The 25,564-nt window shown below is 70.3% G+C and carries 14 protein-coding genes and 1 pseudogene; 7 read left to right on the top strand and 8 right to left on the bottom strand.

The features are described 5' to 3' along the window. Positions 1 to 23 precede the first annotated feature (23 nt). Positions 24 to 1,511 (top strand): annotated as a pseudogene (locus tag O7601_RS23795) (low temperature requirement protein A); the annotation flags it as partial. 161 nt (positions 1,512 to 1,672) lie between these two features. Here the strand turns inward: O7601_RS23795 and O7601_RS29525 are convergent. Both O7601_RS29525 and O7601_RS23785 read right to left on the bottom strand, forming a co-directional pair. Continuing rightward, positions 1,673 to 2,551: a mechanosensitive ion channel family protein gene (locus O7601_RS29525; RefSeq protein ID WP_348650212.1), complete on the bottom strand. Its 879-nt coding sequence runs from the start codon at positions 2,549 to 2,551 to the stop codon at positions 1,673 to 1,675. A gap of 324 nt (positions 2,552 to 2,875) precedes the next feature. Next, a complete protein-coding gene (locus O7601_RS23785; protein WP_281563308.1) occupies positions 2,876 to 3,322 on the bottom strand; it encodes a DUF305 domain-containing protein in 447 nt (148 codons plus the stop codon). 539 nt (positions 3,323 to 3,861) lie between these two features. Between O7601_RS23785 and O7601_RS23780 the strand changes: the two genes are divergently transcribed. The 4 genes from O7601_RS23780 to O7601_RS23765 all read left to right on the top strand — a co-directional run bounded on the left by O7601_RS23780 (position 3,862) and on the right by O7601_RS23765 (position 9,148). Further along, entirely contained in the window at positions 3,862 to 4,545 is a 684-nt protein-coding gene (locus tag O7601_RS23780) for an ABC transporter ATP-binding protein (RefSeq protein ID WP_281563307.1), read from the top strand. Next, positions 4,545 to 6,926, top strand: coding sequence for an ABC transporter permease (locus tag O7601_RS23775; protein WP_281567015.1), 2,382 nt, complete (start codon positions 4,545 to 4,547; stop codon positions 6,924 to 6,926). The genes O7601_RS23780 and O7601_RS23775 overlap by 1 nt, the downstream gene beginning before the upstream one ends. A gap of 37 nt (positions 6,927 to 6,963) precedes the next feature. Beyond that, positions 6,964 to 7,458 (top strand): YcxB family protein, encoded by a 495-nt coding sequence (locus O7601_RS23770; protein ID WP_281563306.1) that lies wholly within the window; start codon positions 6,964 to 6,966, stop codon positions 7,456 to 7,458. Positions 7,459 to 7,750: 292 nt separating this feature from the next. Continuing rightward, positions 7,751 to 9,148, top strand: coding sequence for a non-reducing end alpha-L-arabinofuranosidase family hydrolase (locus O7601_RS23765; RefSeq protein WP_281563305.1), 1,398 nt, complete (start codon positions 7,751 to 7,753; stop codon positions 9,146 to 9,148). Between the two features lie 88 nt (positions 9,149 to 9,236). On the opposite strand, the gene O7601_RS23760 is transcribed toward O7601_RS23765, so the two are convergent. The 5 genes from O7601_RS23760 to O7601_RS23740 are packed head-to-tail and all read right to left on the bottom strand — an operon-like array spanning position 9,237 to position 20,634. Further along, on the bottom strand, positions 9,237 to 9,722 hold the full coding sequence (locus O7601_RS23760; RefSeq protein WP_281563304.1) for a nuclear transport factor 2 family protein: 486 nt from the start codon (positions 9,720 to 9,722) through the stop codon (positions 9,237 to 9,239). Between the two features lie 58 nt (positions 9,723 to 9,780). Continuing rightward, positions 9,781 to 10,671 carry an SDR family oxidoreductase gene (locus O7601_RS23755; RefSeq protein WP_281563303.1) on the bottom strand — a complete coding sequence of 297 codons (891 nt, stop codon included), beginning with the start codon at positions 10,669 to 10,671 and terminating at the stop codon, positions 9,781 to 9,783. Further along, positions 10,668 to 12,098: a hypothetical protein gene (locus O7601_RS23750; protein WP_281563302.1), complete on the bottom strand. Its 1,431-nt coding sequence runs from the start codon at positions 12,096 to 12,098 to the stop codon at positions 10,668 to 10,670. Before O7601_RS23750 ends, O7601_RS23755 begins: the two co-directional genes overlap by 4 nt. Further along, positions 12,095 to 13,309, bottom strand: a complete 1,215-nt coding sequence (locus O7601_RS23745; protein ID WP_281563301.1) for an FAD-dependent monooxygenase — start codon at positions 13,307 to 13,309, stop codon at positions 12,095 to 12,097. The genes O7601_RS23750 and O7601_RS23745 overlap by 4 nt, the downstream gene beginning before the upstream one ends. Continuing rightward, entirely contained in the window at positions 13,306 to 20,634 is a 7,329-nt protein-coding gene (locus tag O7601_RS23740; RefSeq protein WP_281563300.1) for a non-ribosomal peptide synthetase, read from the bottom strand. The genes O7601_RS23745 and O7601_RS23740 overlap by 4 nt, the downstream gene beginning before the upstream one ends. A gap of 480 nt (positions 20,635 to 21,114) precedes the next feature. On the opposite strand from O7601_RS23740, the gene O7601_RS23735 reads away from it, so the two are divergent. Together O7601_RS23735 and O7601_RS23730 are read left to right on the top strand one after the other, a co-directional pair. Next, positions 21,115 to 22,422 carry a cytochrome P450 gene (locus O7601_RS23735; RefSeq protein WP_281563299.1) on the top strand — a complete coding sequence of 436 codons (1,308 nt, stop codon included), beginning with the start codon at positions 21,115 to 21,117 and terminating at the stop codon, positions 22,420 to 22,422. 47 nt (positions 22,423 to 22,469) lie between these two features. Continuing rightward, entirely contained in the window at positions 22,470 to 23,918 is a 1,449-nt protein-coding gene (locus tag O7601_RS23730; protein WP_281563298.1) for a glycosyltransferase, read from the top strand. Here the strand turns inward: O7601_RS23730 and O7601_RS23725 are convergent. Next, a complete protein-coding gene (locus O7601_RS23725; RefSeq protein WP_281563297.1) occupies positions 23,891 to 25,366 on the bottom strand; it encodes a S1 family peptidase in 1,476 nt (491 codons plus the stop codon). The genes O7601_RS23730 and O7601_RS23725 overlap by 28 nt on opposite strands. Between the last annotated feature and the right edge of the window lie 198 nt (positions 25,367 to 25,564).

Raw genomic sequence — 25,564 nt, 5'->3', positions numbered from 1 at the left:
AGCAAAGCGGGTGCCGCCGTCGGATGTCGGATGGCGGGCGGCGGCGGCCGACTGTCGGTCATCGCGCACGAGGTAGGGCGGTAGTCCCGTCAGGTCGTCGCCGCTGGACGACGCGCCACCGCCGAGCTGTCGCCAGGTGCCGCGATCATCGGCGGCCAGCAGGTGCGTCTCATCCCAGTGGCAGCCGATTCCGCGACGGAGAAACCGGGTGGCGGCGATGTCGTCGAAGCGGTGTCCGCCGACCGGACCTTCCTCGGCCGGGGAAGGGAGACGGCGTACGGCACACCTGGCCAATCAGTAGAAACCAGATTTCACGTGTGTCCTTCGCACAAAATGGCCGGGTGAGCGCTTTACCGCCGCTGCGCCGGTCCCGTTGGCTCCGGCCGGTCATGCCCGGTTCTCGGGTCACCCGACTGGAGCTGTTCTTCGACCTGATCTTCGTCTTCGCGTTCCTCAACGTGGCCGGCCTGGTGTCGGTCGAGGTGACCACGCAGGCGGTGCTGTCCGGCATGGTCGTGCTGGCGCTGCTCTGGTTCTGCTGGACGACGTTCGCCACGCTTGGCAACCTGGTCCGCGCCGACTATGGACTGCTACCCGTGTTCGGGTTCGGCGTGATGGCTGCCGCGTTCGTGCTGGCCATCGCCATCCCGCAGGCGTTTCTCAACCAACCCGACGACCTGACCGGCCCGGTGGTGTTCGCCGTCGCGTACCTGGTACTGCGTGCCCTGACCCTGGTCGCGTTCCTGTACGCGCTCAGCGCCGCCGGTCGAAGCCGCCGGCAACCCATGCTGGTCAGCCTGCCGGCGCTGGTGGCGGCAGTGCTTGTCGGGTTGGCGGCCTCCGCGAGTCGGTGGGTGCCGGCGCAAGCCGTCCTCGACGTACGCCTCGGGTTGTGGGCCGTCGCCCTGCTGGTCGAGTACTCGGTCGGTCTGTTCCTGCCGTACACCCGCTGGGCCGTCGCCTCGGCCGGGCACTGGGCGGAGCGGCATTCGCTGATCGTCATCATCGCCCTCGGTGAAGCGGTCATCTCCCTCGGGCTCGGACCGGGCCGGTTCGACCGACTCGCCCTGACCGCGCCGGTGGTCACCGGGTCCGTGCTCGGCATCGCGCTGCTGGCGACGCTGTGGTGGTTGCACTACGACACGCTGTTGCCGAGCGTCGAACAGGCGATGCACGGCACCCGGGGTCCGGAGCGGATCACCCTCGCCCGTGACGTCTTCTCCTATCTGCACTTCGTCACCATCGTCGGCATCGTGGGGACCGCCCTCGGGCTGAGACTGGTGCTCGAGGCGGTCGCCATGCCGGAGGCCGAACCGCTGCCCTGGCCGGCCGTCACCACCCTGTACGGCGGCGTCGCCCTCTATCTGCTGGCGGGTGTGGCCGTCGCGGCGCGTACGTTTCGCCGGCTGCGCGCCACTGCGCTGATCGCCGCGGTGGTCGTCGGTCTGCTGGCGGTGCCGGCGGCGGTGCTCACCCCGCTGGTCGCGTTGGCCGTGCTGGTGACGGTCTGCGGTGCTCTGGTGGTGATCCAGCGGTTCAGCGCCGCCGAGGCGCGGGCGCGGATCAAGGCGTCGGTCCACGCGGAGGAGCGGGTGGTCGAAGGCCGCCAGCGGGTGGCGCCAGCAACATCTCTGATCTGCCGTCGACCGGGGTGGTGCGGGTGGCGGCGGGCTCAGGGACGGCCGGGTCCGGGAGCGGCGGGCTGGGTCGCTCCCGGGGGCAGGGGATGGACGGTGATGTCCTGGGTGACGGAGGCGACCCGGAGGCCGTTTTCGGTGAAACGATCGAGCACTCGCCTGGTGACCTGGTCCTTGACCTGTCGGGCGGCGCGTACCGGCACCACGAACCGGGCGGACAGCTCGACCCAGTTCGGGGTGGCGCGGATGAAGACCCGAGGATCCACCTCGGCCTCGGCGACCGGGTAGCGATGGCGCATCTGCTCGATGGCGCGCTGCGCCTCGGCGGTGGCGGAGATGTTCTGCGCCTCCTCGCACAGGATGCGCTCCGCCAGGTGCCAGTCCGCCTCGTAGGGGACCGGCAGGGTGAGTTCCTCCCACAGATGGTCCAGTACCGTGCTGCTGTTGAACACCGGCGCGGTGAACACGAAACGGTTCGACAGTGACACCACCCGCCCGGTGTACTGGCGGCCGCGGATCCAGGACTCCGGGTCGGACGAGGAGCCGCTTTCCAGGATCCGCGTACGTAGTGGGGTGATGTCCAGGACGTCGCCGCGTACGCCGCACATCTGAATGCGGTCGCCGACGCGGAACTGCCGGCCGGTGAGGATGCTGACCCAGCCGGCGAATGCGCCGAGAACCTCCTGCAGGGCCAACGCGAGGCCGGCGGCGAGCAGACCGACGACCACGCCGATCCGGCCGGCGAACGGCCGCCACAGCAGCGCGAGCGCGAACAGCAGCGCTACGACGGTCAGGTAGTGCACCGCCTTGCGGAGGTAGTAGCGGTTGGTGGTGTCCTCCACCTTCACCGTGGCCAGGCGACCAGCCAGGATGGCGACGACGAGGGCGAGCAGGGCCAGCACGACGCTGGTCACGAGGCGACCGTTCACGCTGCTCGTGTCCCACACCACTTCCAGGAACCGCGCCATGGTGCTTGCTGCCCGTCGTTCTCGGCGGCCGACCGGTGTTTGTCCGTCGCGTCTTCACCATAGGCAACCGGCGTCGTGGATTCTCGGAATGCGCGACACGCCATCTGGATTGGTGCGGCGTGGGCCCTCGCAGGGCGCTCAGCGGGTCTGTCGGGGGCGGCCCGCGTCGGCTACGCGGAGGAGTGCTCGACGGATGTCCGCCGTCGCTCGTCGATGCGAGCTGGGGCCGAGTTTCACCGCGCGAGTTCCCAGGCCGGGTTGGCGGGGAGGTCAGTACCGGTCGTCGAGAATCCTCTTCATCTGGTCGATCTCCTCCTGCTGCGACCGGACGATCTGGTCGCACAGTCGCACGATCTCGGGGTCGGTGATGTGGGACTCCTGACACACGAGAATGGCCCGGGAATGGTGCGGGATCATGGACTTGAGGAACGCCTCGTTGCCCACGAACGGCTCCGTACGCACTGCCGCGAAACCGCCCACGAAGAGCGCTCCCAGCGCGATGTAGAGGGCGATATTGAGGCGTCGTACGGTGAACATCTGGTACATGACGCCCATCATGATGAGCCCCATGGCGGCCACCATAATCAGCGACATGTAGAAGTTGCTCAGATTCAGGTAGAAGTCCGACCAGTCGCGGATCTGGGACAGCGTCAGGACGAACATGACCGCCAAGCTGATCACCAGCACCAGCCCGAACCGGACGTAATTCTGCTTCATTTCCCCTCCGGCAGCCGCAGGATGCTTAGACACCTTTGCACCGATCAGTCACCATACGCGGCCCCCGTCGACCGGTTCGTCCAGGCTGTCTTCGAGGAGTCGGATGCCGCGCTGCTGGGCGATGGCTGCGGCCCGGTCGCGGGCCAGCTCGTGGTCCGGTGCCACGGGCCTTGAAGCTGCGGACCGGGTTCGCGGTTTCGAGTTTGATGCTCACGGCACATCCGAGGTCGGGCTCGAGCGGTTCACATCGGTACAGCGGAGTGTCGAGGAAGACGGGGTCGATGATCCGGCGAGCAGCCCGGATCCGGGCGGTGTCGAGCCGCGTTTTCAGCACGACCGAGCAGCCTCACGGCGGGCCCGTCGGGCCGCAGGTCACTCGGGTGCCGGGAAATCTTTCACAGTCCTGTCACGAACCGGGACCGCGCCGGAGCGTCCGGCAGAGTGGCGGACGCTGACCTTCGACCTGAGAAGGGTAGGCGTTGATCTTGACGCGTCACGGGACGAGCGGCTCGACCACCGATCGGCAGGCGGACGAACGAGTGATCCACGTGCGCGGCGTGGTGAAGACGTATCCGGTGCCCGGCGGCGAGTTTCCCGCGCTGAGTGAAGTGAACATCTCGGTGAACGCTGGCGAGTTCACAGCAGTGGTTGGTCGATCGGGCAGCGGCAAGACGACACTGCTGAACCTGCTCGCCGGGATCGACCGGCCGACCGCCGGGGAGATCAGGGTTGCCGGGATCGCGGTGCACGAGGTACCCGAGGCACAGCTGGCGGCCTGGCGGGGGCGCGCGGTCGGTTTGGTGTTCCAGTTCTTCCAGTTGCTGCCGACGCTGACCGTCGCGGAGAACGTGATGCTGCCGATGGACTTCTGCAACACAGTTCCGGCGCGCCGCCGCCGGCCGCTCGCGCTGGAGCTGCTGGGCCGCGTCGGCATCGCCGAGCACGCCGACAAGGTGCCGGCCGGGTTGTCCGGCGGGCAGCAGCAGCGGGCCGCGATCGCGCGGGCGCTGGCCAACGACCCGCCGGTGATCCTGGCCGACGAACCGACCGGCAATCTCGACAGCGCCACCGCTGCGGCCGTTCTTGCACTGTTCCGGGAGCTGGCCCGCGCCGGTAAGGCCGTTGTGATGGTCACCCACGAGCGCGACCTCTCCGGGTACGCCGACCGCCTGGTCACGCTGGTCGACGGGCGGGTGGCGGAGGACGTGGCGGTCTCCGCGTGATGCGGCCACGGACGGTCAAGATGTGGCGCGACCTCTCGGCCGCCCGGGGCCGGGTAGCGGTCATGATCCTGGCGATCGCGGTGGCGATGTCCGGTGTCGGTGCGCTGCTCATCGCCCGCACCGTGATCGTCCGGGAGGCCGAGGCGGTCTATGCCGCCACCAACCCGGCGAGCGCGACCCTGGAGGTCGAAGGCGGCGTCGATTCCGCCCTGCTCGCCGAGGTTCGCACCCGACCCGGTGTCACGGACGCCGCGGCGCGTCAGACCGTCCTGACTCGGGTTCGGGTCGGTGATCAGTGGCGTCGCATGTTGCTGTTCGTCGTCACGCCGGATGATCCGATGCGGATAGCGAAACTGCGGATGGAGTCGGGTGCCTGGCCACCCGCCGACGGTGAACTGCTCATCGAACGTACCGCGGAACCGGTCCTGGACGCGGCAGCCGGCGACAGCCTGGCGGTCGCCGGTCCTTCCGGCGCGACGACGCAGGTGCGGATCGCCGGCACCGTCTACGACGCCGCGTTGGCCCCAGCCGGGCAGGAGAGCACCGGGTACGGCTACCTCACCCCGGCCGGGCTGGCTCGCCTCGGCTTCAGCGCGTCTGCCGACGAGCTGCGCATCGTCACGACCGAACGGGACGAGGCCACTGTGGCGGCGACCGCGACCGCTGTCGCGGCCTGGTTGACCGCCCAGGGCCGCGAGGTGCATCTGATCCAGGCACCTCCGTACCAGCATCCGCACCACAGCCAGTCCGAAACGATCACCGGCATGTTCCTGGCCTTCGCCGTCGCGGCCCTGGTTCTCGCCGGAGTCCTGGCGGCGGCGACACTGGGCGCGATGCTGGCGGCACAGACCCGTCAGATCGGCGTCATGAAGACCGTCGGCGCCACCACCGGCCAGCTGCTGCGGGGCTACCTGGGGGCGGTTGCCGCGATCGCCGCGACCGCCACCGTGCTGGCCGTCGGCCCGGCACTGCTGGCCGGTTACGGGCTGACCGGGCTGGTCGCCGAGATGCTCAACGTCGAGATCGCCAACCGGGCGACGCCGTGGTGGGTGCCGGCGGCCTATCTCGCCGCCGGGCTCGCGATCCCGCTGGCGGTCGCGCTCGTACCGCTCGTTCGGGCGGCCCGGATCACCGTCCGGTCCGCGCTCGACGAGCATGGCGCCGGCACGAGGGTGGGCGCTCGGCGCAGCGACAGGTGGTTGACCCGGCTGCGCGGTGGCCGGCTCAGCGCCCTCGCCCTGCGCAATATGCTGCGCCGCCGGGGTCGGCTGGCGTTGACCCTGGCGCTGCTGGCCGCCGGCGGGGCGATGTTCACCAGCGGGCTCAACAGCTCTGCCGCCTGGCGAAGCTGGGTCGACGACGGCATGGCCCGCCGTGCCTATGACGCGCAACTGCGGCTCGCCACGCCGGCGCCGGTCGACACGGTCACCAGCGTCGCGAGCGCCGTGGACGGCGTGATCGCGGTCGAGCCGTTCGTGTCACTGCCGGCCACGCCGGCCAGCGCAAACGGGCAGATCGAGGTGGAGCGCACCTACCCTGACGACGGACACGGCCGGTTCCTGCTCGCCGCGCTGCCCGTGCCCACCCGCATGGTCGACTTCGAGGTCACCGCCGGCCGCTGGCTACAGGCAGCAGACACCGACGGCGTCGTGCTGAACCAGAGCGCCGTGTCGCGGCTCGGCGATCCGCGCATCGGCGACGACGTGCACCTGGCCGTCGAAGGAGTGGTCGGGCGGTGGCGGCTTGTCGGCACCGTCGCGGAGGCCGGCGGACCAGCCACCGCGTACACGAGCCCGCAGAGCGTCACCCGGTTCGTGGACCCGGGGACCGCAAACATGCTGCACATCGTCACCGCCGGAGACGCCGCGGCGGTCACCGGCGCGGTGGAAGGGGCGCTCGTCAGCGCGGGGCTGACCGTCGGCGAGTCGATGCTCACCGAGGATCTGCGCACGGCGATCGACGAGCACGTGGCCATCTTCATCGGTACCCTGCTCGCCCTCGCCGCGCTGATGGCGGCCGTCGGTATCCTCGGGCTGGCCGCCACGATGAGCATCACCGTCACCCAACGCACCCGGGAATACGGCGTCATGCAGGCCATCGGTGCCCGTCCCGGGATCATCCGCCGCATGGTCCTACTCGAAGGCACCATCACTGGTCTGCTCGGCTCGCTCGTGGCCATCATCCTCGGAGTGCCGCTGTCGGTCCTGGTGGGCGAACTGCTCGGCCGGATCTCCTTCGGGTTGCCGTTGCCGCTGCGACTCTCACCGGGCGGACTCGTCGGCTGGCTGCTGCTCTCGATAGTCGCAGCGGCCGTCGCGTCGCTGGTCGCGGCGCAGCGAGCGGCTCGGCTCACCGTTCGGGAGACCCTCAGCTACCAGTGAACCGGTGCCGCGCCGGCGGAGGCACTATCGTGCTGGCGTGCAGATCCGTTTCGACGTACCCGCCGATCCCGCCTACCCGGGCCGGGTGGCCGCTGCGCTCAGCGGTGCTCAGGTACGGAAGTACGGTCTCATCGGGGCGGTGCTGGCAGCGGTCGGTGTGATCGGTTTCGTCGTCTCACGGGGGTTCGGCTGGGGCGAGCAGACTCTGTCGGTGTGGATGACGTTGTTTCTGGGGGGTCTGCTGGCGATGCTGTACTGGCCGTGGCTGCGGTGGCGGGCCCGGCGTCGCTCCAGCGGCTATGCCGTCGAGGGCGGCTACGACATCACCGAGGACAACATTCTGATGCGCAGCGGCTCGGAATCCGGCGGCATCGCTTGGGACGGGGTGACAAAGGTGCAGGCCACCCCGGAGTTCTGGATCGTGTACGTGGGGCGGATGCCGGCGACCGTGATCCCGCGTCGCCTGATGTCCGCCGAGGACGCGGAGACACTGCGCGCCTACATGGCCGATCGTGGGCTGCTTCGCAACTGACCCGACCGCGGCATTGATGGTCTGGGCGGGGTCGTGGTGACGTCGTCTGCCGTCATCCGCTGAGAACGTTCACCTGTGTGGTCGAGTGGCTCGGGCAGACTGCCTGCGTACGCGCCCCGGTGGTCCGGTGGTCATGTTTGCCAGCTGCAAGACGACCCGACGATCGATGGCTTCCGATCGGTGCTTGAGGGCATGGGAGCGCTCCCGTAATATACCCGACGCAGCTGTTAACGCTCACCTAACACCGACAACCGCCAATGTGTGTTAACCAACCCGTCCCGGAGGGTGTCTCATGTCAAGATCTAGATCGGTCAATGCCGTGATGGCGTCGCTCGGTGCGGCGTTGCTGGCGTCGACGGCGCTTGTCGTGGCGATGCCGGCGAGTGCGGCGGCGGCGGGCTGTTCGGTGAACTATGCGGTGTCCTCGCAATGGCCAGGCGGTTTCGGTGCCAACGTCACCATCACCAACCTCGGTGACCCGCTGACCAGTTGGACGTTGACCTGGTCGTTCGGTGCCGGGCAGACCGTCACCCAGTCGTGGAACACCACCCTGACCCAGAACGGCGCCGCCGTCACCGCCAGGAATGTCAGCTACAACGGCGGCATCTCCACCAACGGCACCGCCTCGTTCGGCTTCAACGGTTCCTGGAACAGCAGCAACCCCGCACCCACCAACTTCGCCCTCAACGGGGTGACCTGCACCGGCGGCGTCACCCCCACCACCCCGCCGACCACGCCACCCACCACCACGCCACCCACCACCACGCCGCCGCCGTCGGGTACGTGCAACCTGCCGTCGTCGTACCGGTGGTCGTCGACTGGTGCGCTGGCGCAGCCGCGGTCGGGTTGGGTGTCGTTGAAGGACTTCACGCACGCGCCGTACAACGGTCAGCACCTGGTCTACGGGACCACGCACGACACGGGTACGTCGTGGGGTTCGATGAACTTCGGGCTGTTCTCGAACTGGAACCAGATGGGTTCGGCCAGCCAGAACCAGATGCCGTTCTCGGCGGTCGCTCCCTCGCTGTTCTACTTCGCCCCGCGTAACGTCTGGGTGCTGGCGTACCAGTGGGGTGGGCCGGCGTTCTCGTACCGCACTTCGACGAACCCGACCAATGTCAACAGCTGGTCGGCGCACCAGACGCTGTTCACCGGAAGCATCTCCAACTCGAACACCGGCCCGATCGACCAGGCGCTCATCGGTGACGAGCAGAACATGTACCTGTTCTTCGCTGGCGACAACGGCCGCATCTACCGGGCGAGCATGCCGATCGGGAACTTCCCGGGCAGTTTCGGGTCGAACTACACCACGATCATGACCGACACGACGAACAACCTCTTCGAAGGCGTCCAGGTCTACAAGCTCCAGGGCCAGCAGCGGTACCTGATGATCGTCGAGGCGATCGGCTCCCAGGGCCGTTACTTCCGGTCCTTCACCGCCACCAGCCTCGGCGGCAACTGGACCCCCCAGGCCACCAGCGAGAGCAACCCGTTCGCCGGCAAGGCCAACAGCGGCGCCACCTGGACCAACGACATCAGCCACGGTGAGTTGATCCGAACCAACGCCGACCAGACCATGACCATCGACCCCTGCAACCTACAACTGCTCTACCAAGGCCGTGACCCCAGCTCCGGCGGCGACTACGGTCGCCTGCCGTACCGGCCCGGCCTGCTCACCCTGCAACGCTGAGCGGGCTCGATCGTGGTCCGGACACGTCCTGGTGTCCGGACCACGCTTCGTCCTGCCGGATCGCCACGCGGACTCCGGCTCGGCCATCTCAGCGGCGACCGGATGAGTCCGGTCGCCGCTTCCGCGCCAGGTCGACGAGGCCGCGCCACAGGTGACCGACCGTAGCCGCGGTGCGGATCGTCACCAGCGGGTTCCAGAAGTCCCGGAAGTGGACGATCCTGCCGTCCCGAAAGCGGACCACGGAGATGTAGACCTGGTGGAACGGTCGTTTGGTGATCACACCCCTGCCGTGACCCACGAACTCGGCGATGACCAGTTCGGGATCGGTCGTCTCGTGGAAGGTGAGCTCGGAGAAGCGGACATCGAACTGCTTCGGGAAGTCCTTCATGTGCTCGTACAGCTGGTGGTGCCCGACGAACCGGGATCGGACGCCCGGTGGCGGGTACGGAAACTCCAGCACCCCGTCCGGGTCGAACAGTTCGACCCACTCCCGGATCCGTCCTTCGGTGATGTATTCGAGGTTGCGGGCGAACAACGCCTGCGATCGTGCCCGGCTCTGCTGATCGGTATCCACGTCTGGCCACCTCTCGATGTCGGTCGTCACGGTTCGGACTGAGGGCGAGGACGGTGACTCAGCCATCGCGCGGCCGGACGAGCGCGGCGAGGTGCCGGTCGATCAGGTTGTCCGGCAACAGCCGGGCCGCCAGGCTCGCGATCCGAACGTCGGCACCGACCGGGTACCGGGTCCTCGGCCGAGCCGCGGTGAGGGCGCGGGCCACCGTCCGGGCGTACTGCTGAGGGGTGGTTCTGCTGCGGTGCACCTGACGTGCATTGCGGCGCAGGAAGGCCCGGAACGCTTCCCGGTACAACGCCGCGGTCGGCTCCGGTACGCCGTCGATGAGCTCCTTTCCGGCCTGGCCGAGCTTCTCCCAGATCGGAGTACGGATCGCGCCCGGCTGCACCACCGAGACCGTGACGCCGAACGGCCGCAACTCGCGCCGCAGACTGTCGCTGATCGCCTCCTTGGCGAACTGCGCAGCCGCATAGGCGCCCAGGTACGGCAGCGCCACCCGGCCGAGTCCCGAGGTGACGTTGACGATCCGCCCGCGGCCGGCCCGCAACAGCGGCAGGTACCCCTGGATCGTCTCCACCTGCCCGATCACGTTTGTCGCCAACTGCCGCCGGAGCTGCTCACCGGACAGCCACTCCAACGGACCGGGGTGGGCGACTCCGGCGTTGTTCACCAGGCCCCAGAGCCCGACGTCGCCGACCCGCCGGGCCACCTCGTCCACCGCCTGCCGGATCTGACCCGGCTCGGTCACGTCGATGCGCAGCGGATGCAGCCGGCCGGCCGACGACTCCGCGAGCAGGCGCTGGCCGTCAGCCGTGGCCCGCACCCCGGCGCAGACCTGGAAACCGATCCGTTCGAGGTGCAGGGCCGCCTCCCGGCCGAGGCCGGACGACGCGCCGGTGATCACCACGGTGCGCCCCGACGGCCTGATCCGTCCTGCTCTGCTGATCACGGCCGACGCCTCTCCGGCCGGCAGCCGATCGCGGTGAGCGCAGCGTCGACACTCGCCTCCACCAGGCCGATCGCCCGCTGCTGGGGCAGCGCGTCGGGCACGTAGGTGAAGTTCCAGAACAAGTGCCCGTGGCTGGTGTTCACCGTGGAGACGAGGTAGCCGCACACGGAGAGGCCGGCGACGAACTGGGCACCGGAGAGCTGCCACGGCCCGATCCGGGCGGGGAAGTCGTACCGGCCGATGTTGGACAGGCACAGGTTCACCGGACCGCTTCGTTCCATCATCTCGATGAACCGCCCGCTCGCGGTGACCGACACCGGAGCGGTGAGCCCGACCAGGTCGATCATGGCGAAGTGGCTGCCCGCCCGGCGACGGGACGCGAGATCGTCGCTGATCGAGCGGGCGAGCTGCCAGAGGCTAAGCCCTGGACGGTATCGGACGAAGGTGGGCACGGTGGCGACGTACGCCCCCACGGCCTGTTCGGGCACGGCGGGCTCCAGCGCGTCGCGGAAGGTGACCGGGGAGCCGATCGTCACGTGTCCCGGCGCCGGTGTTCCGGTCTCGGCGGTGACGGCCAGCACCATCGCCGCCGCGAGCGCGCCGTGCACCGTGGTCCTCTCCCGCCGACAGGCCACCACCAGCGCCTCGACCTGCGCTGGAGTGAGGCTCCGGGCGAGCAGCCGGGTACGTCGCGCGGTGAAGGGCACGAAGTGGCTCGGCACGACCCGGGCCGGACGGTGACGGTGTACCCGGTACAGGTCCCGGACCAGCAGTCTCCGCAGCCGCAGCGCCCCGAGCACGCCCCGGTACCGGCGGGGAAACATGGCCTCGCAGGCGGGCAGCGCCGGCTCACCCGAGGCTCCCGCCGGGTCCGGCACGGCCGACCCGGCACGGTCGGCGTCCTGGGTGGCGGAGTACGCCTGCTCGGCGAGTTCGATCCACTGCCGCAGCAGAGAGAGCACGGTCGTGCCGTCGGCCACGCAGTGCGGCATGGTCAGCAGCAGATCGTGCACCTCGTCGTCGGGCCTGCCGGTGCTGGCGGCCCGGGTGAGCACCACGGCCCGGCACAGCGGGCCGGCGCGCCAGTCGATCCGGTCGACGAGTTCGTACTCGTTGACCCGCCGCACCCAGCCTGGCGTCGCATCCGGCGAAACGGACCCCACGTCGGGTACCTGATGCAGCGGTATCGGCTGTTCGGCCGGCACGAACCGGGGGGACCGCCCGTCCGGCGCGGCGGTGATCGCCACTCGCAGCAGCGGATGCCGTCGGCGCAGGTGGTGCAGCGCGGCGCGGAGCACAGTGGCCGGTAGCGGCCCGCGTACCCGGACACGGGCGACCACGTTTAGCGGTGACACCTGGTCGGCGATCCAGTACCAGCGTTCGAGCGGGCTCAACGCCCGTCGTACCTCGGTCGTCGGCCCGATCATGTCGGGGTCGCCGTCGGGTCCGGGGAGCCGGGAAAGGTGAGCGCTATCTCGTTGCGCCGGTCGAGGAGGCGGTCGGGCAGCCAGCGCAGGTAGAGGCGGCGGCCCAGGTCGGCGATCGGGTGGGCCAACTGCTCGATCCGACTGAGCGAGTACGCTTCCCGGACCATCCAGCGGGTCCGATCCCGCCGCGCGGTCTCGTAGCGTCGCAGGGCCTGTGGCAGGTCGACCGCCTGACGGAGGCAGTGGGCGAGTACGACGGCGTCCTCCACGGCCAGCGCCGCGCCCTGGCCTAGGCTCGGCAACATCGGGTGCGCCGCGTCACCGAGCAGCGTCACCGGTCCATGGCCCCACCGTTCAAGGAACGGCCGGTCCCGGGCCGGCACGCTGATGATCGCCGACTCGGGCGTCTGGGCGATGGCGGCCCGGACCTCCTCGGCCCAGCCGGAGTAGACCCGCCCGATCTCGGCCTTGCCACCGTGCCAGTCACGGGCCACGGCCGGCGCCATGTTCAACGTGCCCCACCAGTAGACCCGGTCGCCGTCGAGTTGAATCAGGCCGAACCGCTGGCCCCGTCCCCAGTAGTGGGCGGCGTAGCCGTCACGGATCCTCGGGTGTCGCATCGGGAGGGTCGCCAGCCAGCAGATGTAGCCCGGTTCGCGGGGCCGCTCGGGTCCGGCAATCTGCCGGCGGACGGCCGAATGAAAGCCGTCGGCACCGATGAGCAGGTCCCCCTCGGCGGTCTGGCCTTCGTGGAAGTCGACCCGAACGCGGTCGCCGGTCACCTGGAACCGCCGAGCCATGGCGCCGAGCCGCACCGGTGGGTCGCCGGCGGCGGCGAGCAGAGCCCCGTGCAGCTCGGCCCGGTGGATGGCGACGTTCTGTGCCCCGAGTCGGTCACCGAGCCGCGCGAACGACACGGTCCTGATCGGATCGCCGGTGGCGGTGCACAGCCGCAGCGCCGGGTAGGCGCGGCCCCGCCGCTCGACGTCAAGGTCGAGGTCGAGGGTGCGCAGTGCGACGCGTGCGTTGGCGCTCAGCGACAGCGCCGATCCGCCGGGCCGCAGCTCACCAGCTCGGTCGTAGATCTCCACGTCGACACCGACGCGACGCAGGGTGGCGGCCGCCGCCAAACCGCCGATGCCCGCGCCGATGATGATCGCCTTGGGGCGTCGTCGCGCTGGGCGCCGCGTTCCGCCCGCTGCCGCGATCACCGGCCGCCGCCAACCGGACTGGCTCCGGTCTGGTCGGTCACCGGCGCGGTGGAACCGGCCAGCAGCTCGGCGATCCGGTGGGCCACGTCCACCACGTGTGGTGGGTCCATCAGGGCCAGATGGTCGCCGGGCACGTCGAGCACGTTGACCCGGCCCGTGGTCAGTTCACCCCACCCGTTGCGCGGGTCGAGGTGCAGCGACCCGGCGATGTCGTGCATGGGTTTGAGCAGCGGCGGCAGCGGTTCGGAGGCCCGCAGCAGGGTGATGTCCTGGTCGACGATGTCGGGACGGTAGGTGATGATGGCCTCCCAGTTGGCCTTGAACACCTCGAACAGCCGACGCACCGCCGCCGGCGAGTCGCCCGGACGTAACACTCCGGCGGCGCCGGCCCGGCGAGCGACGAAGTCCAGCCTCTCCTGCGGCGAGGCCAGATTTGACGGAATCGGCTCCAGCAGCGGCCGGTCCTGGTCGAGCGGCATCAGCTCCCAGAAGAACCAGTCGAGCAGCACGTCGTCGGTCACTGGCACCGGCTCGTCGGAGCGTCGAGCGATCGGGTCGATGAGGATCAGCTGTTCGACCGGACGGGCTCCGCTGGGGTCGAGCCGGCGGGCCGCTAGGTTGAGCTGGCGGGCCATCTCGAAGGCCACGACACCGCCGAACGACCAGCCGCCGATCGCGTACGGCCCGTGCGGCTGGATCCGGCGGATCGCCGTGAGGTAGCTGGCCGCCAGTGCCGGCACGGACCGCAGTGGCTTCGTCCCGGCGGTGATGCCGGCAGCCTGGAGCGCGTGGACGGGCTGCTCCCGGGGCAGGTGCCGGGCGAGCGGGAGGTAGCACAGCACGTTGCCGCCGATCGGATGCACGAGGAACAGCGGCGGTCGTTCACCACCGGCACGTATCGGCACCACCGGGTCGACCGAAGCCGGATCCGCGCCGCCCGCCCGAAGCAGTTCGGCGAGGCTGGACACGGTCGGGGCGGTGACGAAGGCGGCGACCGGCACGACCACTGCGTACCGCTTCTCGATGAGTGTGACCAGGCGCATCGCGGTGAGCGAGGTGGCGCCAAGCTCGAACAGGTTGTCATGGACGTCGACCTGCGGCAGGTGGAGCAGTTCCGCGACGATCTCCGCGAGGACGCGCTCGTACCGGTTGCGGGGCGCCGTTGGCCGCGGCGCTTCCACGCGCAGCGGAAGCTCGCGCAGCCGGCGGTCGTCGCGTTTGCCGCTCGGGGTCAGCGGCATCTCCGGCAGCCAGTGGAAGTGGGTCGGCACCAGCTGCTCGGGCAGCGTCTCCCGCAGCCGGCGACGCAGGTCGGCGAGGTCGACCCGGGCCGGCTCGCCGACGACGAAGGCGGCCAGGAAGGCATCGGCGTTGTCCGGGCGTCGCGCCACCACCGCGGCCTCGCGGATGCCCGGGTGGTGCGTGGCCAGCTTCATGAGCGCCAACTCGGCCTCCAGCGGCTCCACCCGGAATCCCCGGATCTTGGTTTGCGTGTCGGTACGCGCGAGCCAGACCAGGTCGCCGTCGGGCAGCACCCGGGCCAGGTCACCGGTGCGGTAGAGCCGCGCACCGGGCGTACCGAACGGGTTGGGCACGAACCGTTGTGCGGTCAGTCCGGGCTGGCGGTGGTAGCCCCGCGCCACCTGGACGCCGCCCAGGTACAGCTCCCCGGCGACTCCGGTCGGTACCGGACGCATCCGCCCGTCCAACAGGTACGGTTCGACCCCGGGAATCGCCGGCCCGATCGGTGGCAGACTGGGAAAACGCTCCGGGTCGCCGCTCATCGGGTACCTGGTGACCACGTGGGTCTCGGTCGGTCCGTACTGGTTCTCCAGGACCGCGCCGGCCGGCAGGGCCGCGATGAACCGGCGGATCTCGGCGGTCACCCGCAGCTGTTCCCCCGACGAGATCACCACCCGCAGCGCGCGGGGGTGGATCCCCAGGGTCACCGCGGCCTCGGCGAGCTGCTGGAGCATCACGTACGGCAGGGCGACCCGCTCGACGGATTCCCGGTCGAGCAGGCGCAGCAGCTCCGAGGCGTCCCGCCGCTGCCGCTCGTCGATGAGTTGGAGCGTGCCGCCGGCACTGATCGTGGTGAAGATCTCCTGGAACGACACGTCGAAGCTGAGCGGTGCGAACTGGAGGGTGACGCCTCCGGCCGCCGCGCTTGCCGCTTCCGTCTGCCACGCCTGGAGGTTGCCGAAGGCGGCGTGGGAGATGGCCACCGCCTTCGGGACGCCTGTGGAACCGGAGGTGAAGAGCACATAGAGCAGGTCGTCCGGCCGGATCCGGGGCAGCGGGGTCGGTGCGACGGCCCGCGGCGGTGCGAGCAGGTCCTCCACGACGAGCACGATCCCGGGTTCGCCCACCAGTTCGGCGTGCGGCCGGTCCGCGATGACCCGGACCGGGCGCGCCTGGGCGAGCATCGCCGCGATCCGCTCCGGCGGATAGGTCACGTCCAGCGGTACGCAGGCCGCGCCGGCGCGGGCGACGCCGTAGATCGACGCGATCATCTCGGGGGAGCGGCCCACCGCGATCCCGACCAGGTCACCCGGACGCACCCCGGCGTGGATGAGCGCGTACGCGATCCGGTCGACCTGCTGCCGCAACCGCGCGTACGTCCAGCGACGGGTGCCGGCGGCCACCGCCACGGCATCCGGCGACTGCCGCGCATGAGCGGCGAGGCGGCGGACGACGTCGCGGTGCGGCCCGGTCGTCGACGTGACCGGACCGGCCGTGACCACCGGCGTGGCCGGGGCCAGGAACCCGAAGTCCGGTGCGGCGTCCGGTTCGTCGGTGATCCGGGCGAGGATCCGCAGGTACGTCTCGGCGATCAGGTCGGTCTGCGCCCGGGTGAAGGTCCGGCGGTCGGCGTCGATCCGTAACGAGATGCGCTGCTCCGCCGGGTGGACGAGGACGTTCAGCAGCAACGCGAAGTTGGTCTCCTCCCAGGCGTCGAAGCCGAGCGGGGTGATCGAGGGAAGTTCGAGCAGCGGCGCCAGTACGTGCATGTGCACGTAGTTGAAGGCCAGTTCGAAGACCGGCCCGCCGCCCCGGTCGTGCTGGATGGCGTGCAGCGGGTAACGCCGGTACGGCTGACACTCCTGCTCCCGCTGGTGCACCTCGCGGATGGCTTCCCGCCAGGAGGGGTGCTCGGACCGTAGACGCAACGGCACCGTGTTGAGGAAGAGCCCTGCCAGCCGATCCGCCCCGTCCCGCTCGGGACGGCCGTGGGTGACCAACCCGACGGTCACATCCGTGGCGCCGGAGTACAGCCGCAGCGTCAGGCAGTAGGCGGCGAGAAACACCGACTTCAGCGGGAGTCCGTGATCATGGGCGAACGCGCGTAGCCGCCGTTCCAGACCCAACGGCAGCGGGACCGGCCGCGCCGGCGACTCATCGTCGCCCGGCGGCTCGTACTGCCGCCAGCCATCGAGCTGGGTCGGCTCGGCGCCGTCGAGCCGGTCGGCCCAGAATCGCCGGGCCGACGTCGAGGCGAGCGCGCGGCGTTCCTCGACGACGTACGCGGCCGGGCCGGGCAGCGTCGTCTCGACGACCGCATCGATTCCGGCGCCGATCAGGTGCAGGTAGTCGCGGAACAGCTCACCGACGACGGTGGCGACGCTCCAGCCGTCCAGCAGCACATGGTGGAAGCTGAACACCAGATCGACCACGCCGGAGGGGAGTACATGTGCCCGGAACAGGAACAGCGGCGGCCGGTCGAAGGCGTACCGGTGGCGGCGGCGCTGCCGCATGTGCGCCAGCACCTCGGCGCGGGCGGCCTCCGGATCGAGGGCACGCAGATCGGCGACGTCGAGGCCGCCGGCGATCCGGGTGTGCACGATCTGCAGCGGTTCGGTGCAGCCGCCCACGTCGAAGGCGGAACGCAGACCCGGGTGCCGGGCGACGAGCCGGTCGTACGCCGCGCGGAAGGCCTCCTCGTGCCACGGCATCCGGACCTCGTAGCGGAAGACGTCGTGGTAGGCGGTGGCCGTGTCGTGCTCACTGCTGTGGTACAGGAGCCCGAGTTGCAGCGCGGTGGCGGGGCAGGCGTCCTCCGCGTCGCCGAGCCGGGCCCGGTCGAGTGGGGACACGAGCGCGAACGGGGCCTCCGTAGCGGTCGGGATGGGCGGCAGGTCGGCCGGCGCGGCACGTCGGGCGTGCTGGGTCAGCGCCGCGATGGTCGGGTGTTCGGCCAGGTCGGCGAGGGTGAAGTGCAGGCCCTGCTGCTCCGCCTCGGCGCGGATGCGCAACGCCAGGATCGAGTCGCCGCCGATGGCGTGGTAATCCTGATGGATGCCGACCGACGGCAGGTCCAGCACCCGTGCCCAGATCGTGGCGAGCATGCGCTCCACGTCGTCGCGGGGCTCCTGCTCCGGCTCCTGATGCGGCCGTGCCACAGGTGCGGGCAACGCCGCGATGTCGAGTTTGCCGTTCGGGGTGAGAGGCATCCGGTCCAGCCGGCCGAAGAGGGCGGGCACCATGAAGTCCGGCAGGTGGCGCAGCAGGTGGCCGCGCAGCCGCAGCGGGTCGAGGTCCGCCTCCGCCACGTAGTAGCCGACCAGGTGGACGTCCCGACCGGCGGAGGTACGGGCGACGACTGCGGCCTCGCGTATCCCCGGGTAGCCGGTGAGCACCTGCTGGACCTCGCCGGGTTCGACACGGTTGCCCCGGATCTTCACCTGCCCGTCGATACGGCCGAGATACTCGAGATTGCCGTCGGTGAGCCACCGGGCGAGGTCTCCCGTGCGGTACATCCGGCCCTCGCCGCGCACCGGGTCGGTGACGAACCGCGTGGCGGCGTGCGGGTCGCCGTCGGTCCCCGTCGCGCCGGCTCCGGCGCGTCCCAGGTAGCCGCGGGCGACGGCGATCCCGGCGACGCAGAGTTCACCGGGTACGCCCACCGGCTGCGGCTGGTCGTCCAGACCGAGCACGTAGAGCCGGACGTTGTCGATCGGACGGCCGATCGGCACCCGTCGCGTCGGCCCGCCCGGATCGGGGTGGCACTCGTGATGCGTGACGTCGACCGTCGCCTCGGTCGGCCCGTACAGGTTGACCAGCCGGGGCCCGGCGGCGGCGGGGTCGGTGCCGGGCGGTCGGTGGAACAACCTGTGGAACTGGTCGACCCGTCGGGCGGGCAGTTCCTCACCGCTTGCGAAGACCAGCCGGAGCGGGTCGGCCTGCCGGCGCAGGTGTGGTGCCTCGGCCAGCAGGTCGAGGAAGGGCCCGAACATCGACGGCACGAAGTGGATGACCGTCACGCCGTGCCGCGCCACGGTGGTCAACAGCGTGCGGGGATCCCGGTGCGCCCCGGGGCGCGGCAGGACGAGCCGAGCACCCGCAAGCGCCCACCAGAACAGCTCCCAGACCGACACGTCGAACGATGTCGGCGTCTTCTGCACGAGCACGTCTTCGCCGTCGAGGGGGTAACGGCGCTGCATCCACGCCAGTCGGTTAACCACCGAACGGTGTTCGATCATCACTCCCTTGGGATCGCCTGTCGATCCCGAGGTGTAGATGACGTAGGCGAGGTCGGTGGGCCGGGCGGACGGTTCGACCGGGACGCTCGGGTAGGTCGCCAGCGTGTCGAGGCAGCGCACGGTCGGGCCCGGCGCGGCGTCCGGGCCACCGCGCGCAAAGGCCGGCTGCGCGACGGAGGTCAGCAGCACCTTCGCGCCGCTGTCGGCGAGCAGGTACCGGATCCGGGCGGGCGGATGGTCCGGGTCGATCGGAACGTACGCCCCGCCCGCCTTCAGGGTGCCGAGGATCGCGGCGATCAGCGACGCTCCGCGCTCGGCCAGGATGGCCACCCGGTCGTCGCGGCCGACGCCGTCGGCGCGCAACGCCTGCGCCACCTGGTTGGCGCGCGCGTCGACGTCGGCGTAGCTGAGCGTCTCGCCAGTACCTTCCACCACCACGGCGATCCGGTCGGGTGTCCGGGCCGCCTGCTCCTCGAACAGACCGTGCAGCGTCGCCTCGATCGAAGGGTCCGGGTCCCAGTCGCCGTGCGCCCCGGCGACCCGGTCGAGTTCGGCGTCGGTGAGCATCGGGATCCGGTTCAGGGGCGCGTCGGGCCGATCGAGCGCGTGGCCGATGAGGGTGACGAGGTGCCGGCCCAACGCCTCGGCGGTGAAGTCCTCGTCGAACACCTCACGGGAGTAGTCGAGGTCGACTGTCGACGTGCCGTCGTCGTACTCGTTGACGAGCACGGCCAAGGCATTCTGCTCGGGTACCCGACTGGCGCCCAGCGTCCGGTGGGTGATGCCGGGAATCGGCTCCGGACGCGGCCAGCGCAGCCAGGAGAGGGTCACGTCGTAGAGCTGACGGGGCCCGTGGGGTGGGATGACCTCACGCAGCAGTTCGCCCCGCGACAGGCGTTGATGGACACGCATCGAGCGCAGGGTCTGTTGCAGCTCGGCCGCCAGTGCGGGCATCGTACGGGTGCCGGACACCGTGACCGGCACCGGCAGTTCGTTGGCGAAGTGGCCGACGGTGTGCCGCTGCGCGTACGTGCTCCGGTTGAGCATCGGCACGCCGAGCACGACCTGCTCGGTCCGATGGACCCGGCCGAGGTAGACCGCGAGGGCCGCCGCGACGATGGTGAACGGCGACTGACCGGTGGCCCGGATTCGGTCGATGAGCCCCGGCCCCAGGGGGAAGCTGTGCCGGCCGGTCCGGTGCCGGCCGGTGCTCCGGCTGGCGAACAGGGCCGGGGTGATGCCGTCGAGGCAGCCGCGGAAGTGTTCCACGTCCCGCTTGCGCTGGACGGATCCGGCGTAGCCGGCCATGTCCCGCGCCAGGTCCAGGTAGGACGGGCGGGCGTCCGCGACCGCAGCCGTTCCCGCGACGGCCGTCGCGTACCCGGCGCAGACCTGCCGCAGCAGCAGCCGGGCGCCCCATCCGTCGACCACCAGGTGGTGGGCGTTGAGGTAGGCGTAGGCGACGGACTCGCTCTCCCGTAGCAGGGCCAGCCGGTAGAGCCGGGTGCGGTGCAGCTCGAAGGGTTGGGTGAACGCCTGTGCCATCCACGAATGGCACGCCTCGTGCGGTTCGGGGGCGCTGCTGAAATCGTGGACCTCGACCGCTGCCTGCTCAGGCTCCACCCACTGGAAGGGCAGTCCGTCCTTTTCGTCGAAGCGTAATCGCAGCGCGTCGTTGGACTCTATGGCCTGCCGCAGGCTGCGCAGCAGCAGCCCGTGATCGAGTGGACCGACGAACTGTTCCCATCCGCACACATTGAACTGTGGATTCTTCGGAGACAACCGACTTGCGACCCAGATGTCTGATTGGTATGTGGTTAACGGCGTAGCGCCCGGATTGATCATTGGTCACCTTTTCGCTCGCTACCGCACCGTCCGTAGATCGATGGCATTCGCAATCGTGCCCGGGACTACAGTGCGGATGGTGTCGCTGCGGTCGAGACTGGCCGCTACGGGCGAAGCGCGCGGCGGTGGAGGCCAGGTGAGGCCAGCCGCCTGTTCTTGGCGGCGGTTCCTGACGTGCGTGTGGCGAAGATTCCTGGCGTGGCTGTCGCGCCACCGCCTCTCCCGTTGATCACTTCGGGGCAGCGTAGCCGAGAGGTGGCGCCGTCTCACGGCATCATTCTGATGTCTGTCAACCTTCGGAAGCCGCGACTCATTCGCTCTACCGTATGGCTCGAATCGAGCAGCCGGACGCGGTCCCGGGCGTGATGATCGTTGCGTGCGCGGGTCGTTCCGCCGGATTTCAGGCGAGGGGATGAGGCGGGTGGACGCACCGGATTGGCGATCGGAGACAGGCATTTCACATCGGGCAGCGGGAGCGTGATGTCCGGGCCTGGAATCCTCCTGCGGTGGACGGCGCGACACGGCCTGCTACGGCTCGGCATCGCCGCCGCCGCACGTCGGGGCGACACGCAGGCCCGCTTCTTTCTCGACCCGGTGATCCGCGAGAACCCGTACCCGTTCTATCGCCAGATCCGCCAGACCGGTGCCCTCGTACGTGGCCGCCACATGTGGAGTGCCACCCGGCACGACGTGGTCACCGAGGTGCTTCGCCGCGACGCGTTCAGTGTGCATCCCGCCACGGTTCCTGCACCCCGTACACTCGCGCCGCTGCGCCGGCTGAGCCAACGGGGGATGCCGATCGGGCCGATCGATCCGCCCTCGATGCTCGTCACCGACCCCCCGGAGCACACCCGCTACCGTCGCCTCGTCGTCAAGGTTTTCACCGCCCGGGCGATCGAGGGTCTGCGGTCCCAGGTCGAGCGGCACAGTGCCGACCTGCTCGACGAGCTGGGTCGGGCGGCCCCGCGGCGCGGGTCGGTGGACCTGGTCGCGCACTATGCCAGCCTGCTGCCGGTCACCATGATCGCGGAGATCCTCGGCGTGCCGCCACAACTGCGGCAAAGCTTTCTGAGCTGGGGCTCCGCCATGTCGCCGGCGCTGGATCTGGGGCTATCCCTCGGCCAGTTCCGGCGCGTCGAGGCGGGGATCCGGCAGCTCAACACCTGGCTGCGGGGACACTTCGCCCGCCTGCGCGCCGACCCCGGCGACGACCTGCTGAGCCAACTCGTGCTTCAGGACAGCGACGGTGAACGGTTGACCGAGGACGAACTGGTCGCCCTCGCCGGCCTGCTGATGGCTGCGGGCTTCGAGACGACCGTGAATCTCCTCGGCACCGGCACGGCGCTGCTGCTGGCCCACCCCGAGCAACTCGCCCTGCTGCGCGTCGAGCCGCACCGGTGGCCGAACGCGGTGGAGGAGATCCTGCGCTATGACTCCCCGGTTCAAACGACCGCCCGGTACTGCCGGACCGACACCGAGGTGGCCGGGGTGCGGCTACGCCGGGGCGAGGTCGTGGTGCCGATGTTGGGCGGTGCCAACCGGGACCCGGCTGTCTTCGTCGATCCGGACCGCTTCGACGTGACCCGGGGCAACGCGCGTGACCATCTCGCCTTCTCCAGCGGGGCGCACTACTGTCTCGGCGCCAACCTGGCCCGACTCGAAGGTGAGATCGGACTGCGCAGCCTGTTCGAGCGGTACCCCGACCTGGCGCTGGACGGCGTACCGCGACGCCGGCCGACCCGGGTGCTGCGTGGCTACGACCACCTGCCGGTACGCCTGGAGCCATGATGCCGAGCCCGCAGCCACGTACCCGTGTCGACGTGTCAGGAGCAGAGGTGTCAGCAGCCGGGGCCGTGTCCCGCAGGCCGATCCTGTTTGCCAGCCCGTCCCATCCCGGACAGCTCAACCCGTTGCTGACCGTCGCCGCCGAGATGTCCCGCCGGGGCGAACCGGATCTGTGGTTCAGCGTCGACGTCGACGGCCGGCGCCGGGTCGAGGCGGCCGCGCTCGGCAGCCCGCTGCGATACCTGCCCGGTGCCGACCAGCCGGTGCGGATCGAGGGCGAGCTGTACGCGGCGATGGCCGGACGACCGCGTACCACCGCCGGCCTGGCGGCTCTCGCCCGGGCGGTGCGTACGGCCGACGCCACCGCTCAGGTCTACCGGCGCAATCTCGACCACATCGAGCGGGTCGGCCCCCGGCTGATGGTCATCGACGTGATGAACATCGGCGCACTCGACGCGGCGACCGCTGCGGGAGTGCCCTACGTGCTGAGCGTGCCGTATCCGATCAGCGCCGCCTATCTGAGCCGTCTGCCGTGGGACTACCCGACGCCGACCTCGGGGCTTCCGCGCCGGCTGACCGGGGCACAGAAGTTGACGAATGTGCTGTTCCGCCTACGGCTGCACATGGCGCTGCTGCGCGCGCTGACCGGGCCGACCTGGCGGCGCCGGGCCAACGGTATGGCCAACGCCTCCGGTGATCCCGCGGAGTACGCCGCCGCGGCGGTCGCCGTCTTCGGCTACACCGTGTTCGGGCTGGAGTACCCCTTTCCCGCGCCGGACCACCTGCGCCTGTTGGGCGCCATGGTGCCTGAGGAGCCCACGCCGCCCGAGCCTGGTAGCGACGAACTGACCGACTGGCTGGACCAGCAGACCAGCGTGGTGTACGCCTGCCTGGGTACCCTGGCCACTCTCTCCGCTGCCCAGCTCGACGCGTTCGCCGAAGCATTCGGCCGGATCGGTCCGGAACACCAGGTGCTGTGGAAACTGCCGCTCCGGCAACGGGGTGCGTTGACCAGGCCGCTGGCGGCGAACATCAGGGTCGAGGAGTGGATTCCGTCGCAACTGGCGGTGCTCGCTCACCCGCGCGTACGGGCCTTCGTCTGCCACGGCGGTGCGAACGGCTTCCACGAGGGCGTCCATTTCGGGCAGCCGATGCTGATCACCCCGTTCTGGCTGGACTGCTACGACATCGCCGCCCGGGCGGTCGACGCGGGTGTCGGGCTGGCCCTCGACCAACCACCCCGGGTGGACCCGGACGAGGTCACCGGCAAGCTGCGTCGGCTGCTGTCGGAGGACGGCTTCCGGCAGCGCAGCTGCCACTGGGGTGAGCAGAGTCGCAAGACGGGCGGGGTCGGCCGCGCCGCGGACCTGTTGCGCGACCTCGCCGGCCGCGACGAGCGGCCAGCGGGAGCTGTCGAACACCGGTGGCGGGGTGCGGTCGATCCGCAGCCCGCCACCGGGTCATCGATGGGTCAGGGGTTGGTGATGCCCAGCGAGTAGCTGCCGGAGCCGCTGTACGCGTGCACCTCGAAGCGGTAGTAGCCCGCCGTGCCGTTGTAGGTCAGCGACTCGTCCGGCCCGGGGCTGTAGGAGCCGGCCACGTCGACCCAGGCCGACCCGCTCCACTTCTGCAGGTAGAGGTCGAAGTCCACGCCGGTCGGCCCGTCCAGGCAGCCGCGGTGGGTGCCCGAGGAGGACGAGTAGTAGTAGCTGCCGTTGGGCTGGTACCGGCTCTGGCCGGAGGAGATGCTGCCGGTGTAGGTCGCCTCGTAGCCACTGCACCCGGTGGGCGGGGGCGGCGTCCCGCCACCACTGGTGCGCAGCGTCAGGCCGTACGCCGAGAGAATCTCGTTGACTGGCTGGAAGTAGGTGGTCCCGCCGGAGGAGCAGTTACCGGAGCCGCCCGAGGTCACGCCCTGGGCCTGCTGGCCGGACAGCCACGACCCGCCCGAGTCGCCCGGCTCGGCGCAGGCGTTGGTGCGGGTCAGCCCGCTGACCGAACCCTCGGCGTAGTTGACGGTCTGGTTCTTGGCCTGGATGGTGCCGCACCGCCAGCCGGTGGTCGAGCCGGAGCGGCAGACGGCCGCGCCGACGGCGGCCTCGGTGGAGCCGGCGACCGTCACGTTGCCGCCGGAGTAGTTGTTGACCCACGGCTGCGGCGTCCAGTTCGAGTTGGTCTGAACCCAGCCGTAGTCGTTGCCCGGGAACGACGACCCACGGAAGGTGCCCTGGGCCACCTGGTTGTAGCCCTGGGTGGCGGTGCCGGTACGGCCACAGTGCCCGGCGGTGACGAAGCCGCCGGTCACCGAGAACCCGACCGAGCAGCGCCCGCCCATGTAGTAGGCGTCGCCGCCACGGACGTCGTAGAGCAGCCGAGGAGCCTCGGTGGTGCTGACCACCCGGATCGCGGTGGCGTCGACGCGGCTCGTACGGACGAACTTTGCGGCCGCAGCGGTGTCACCGCTGGCGAGGACCACGACGGTGTTGGTCGTGACGTCGACATACCACCCGGGAACCGCGCCGGCCGGCGCCTTGGCGGCGTGGCGGTCCAGGGACGCCTTGATCCGATCCAGTTCGGCGCCGCTGCGCTCGACGATCGTCGCCCGTGCGCCGGCGGCCTTTACCCGGTTGGCTGCGGCCTTGCCGGTGACGGCGACGACCAGGCCGTCGGCGGTCATCCAACCACCGGCGTACGACGAACCCAGGGACCGGCGCAGACTGGCGTCCGTCCTGGTTCCCTTGTCGTCGCGGGCGATCCGGGTGCGCGCCTCGGTCGGGGTCAGGTCGAGGTCACGCTGCATCGCGGCGAGCATCTCCGACGATGCGGCGGCCACGGTGGCGGTGTCGGGGGTGGGCGTCGGGGCCGCTGCGGCGGGGGTTACCGCGACGGCGATGGCACCGACGGGCAGCAGGATCGCTGCTGCCGCGAAGGTGAGAACTCGTCTCATCTATTGCCTCCTGTGGAAACGGCGGCGCGGATCGGGGGTGCGCCGCGATCGGGGCGGGGGTCGTCCCGCCGCGCTCCGCCCTCGGGGTTTGGGCGACGGTGCTGCGGGTGTCGCAGCCCGTTGACCTGGCCGGCGCCGCTGCCGGGCGCCTCGGAGGAACGCCAGCCGGATCAGGTGGGCCACCGCCAACCTAACCGG

The sequence above is a fragment of the Verrucosispora sp. WMMD573 genome (assembly GCF_027497175.1).
GTDB lineage: Bacteria > Actinomycetota > Actinomycetes > Mycobacteriales > Micromonosporaceae > Micromonospora.
Note: the sequence above shows the minus strand (reverse complement) of the source record. Positions and strands in the feature narration are given on the sequence as shown.

What these genes read in the sequence shown, in the direction of transcription:
- O7601_RS23740 (WP_281563300.1), bottom strand. Translation starts at nt 20,634, where the DNA reads ATGATCAATCCGGGCGCTACGCCGTTAACCACATACCAATCAGACATC.
- O7601_RS23750 (WP_281563302.1), bottom strand. Translation starts at nt 12,098, where the DNA reads ATGATCGGGCCGACGACCGAGGTACGACGGGCGTTGAGCCCGCTCGAA.
- O7601_RS23735 (WP_281563299.1), top strand. Translation starts at nt 21,115, where the DNA reads ATGTCCGGGCCTGGAATCCTCCTGCGGTGGACGGCGCGACACGGCCTG.
- O7601_RS23725 (WP_281563297.1), bottom strand. Translation starts at nt 25,366, where the DNA reads ATGAGACGAGTTCTCACCTTCGCGGCAGCAGCGATCCTGCTGCCCGTC.
- O7601_RS23765 (WP_281563305.1), top strand. Translation starts at nt 7,751, where the DNA reads ATGTCAAGATCTAGATCGGTCAATGCCGTGATGGCGTCGCTCGGTGCG.
- O7601_RS23785 (WP_281563308.1), bottom strand. Translation starts at nt 3,322, where the DNA reads ATGAAGCAGAATTACGTCCGGTTCGGGCTGGTGCTGGTGATCAGCTTG.
- O7601_RS23775 (WP_281567015.1), top strand. Translation starts at nt 4,545, where the DNA reads ATGCGGCCACGGACGGTCAAGATGTGGCGCGACCTCTCGGCCGCCCGG.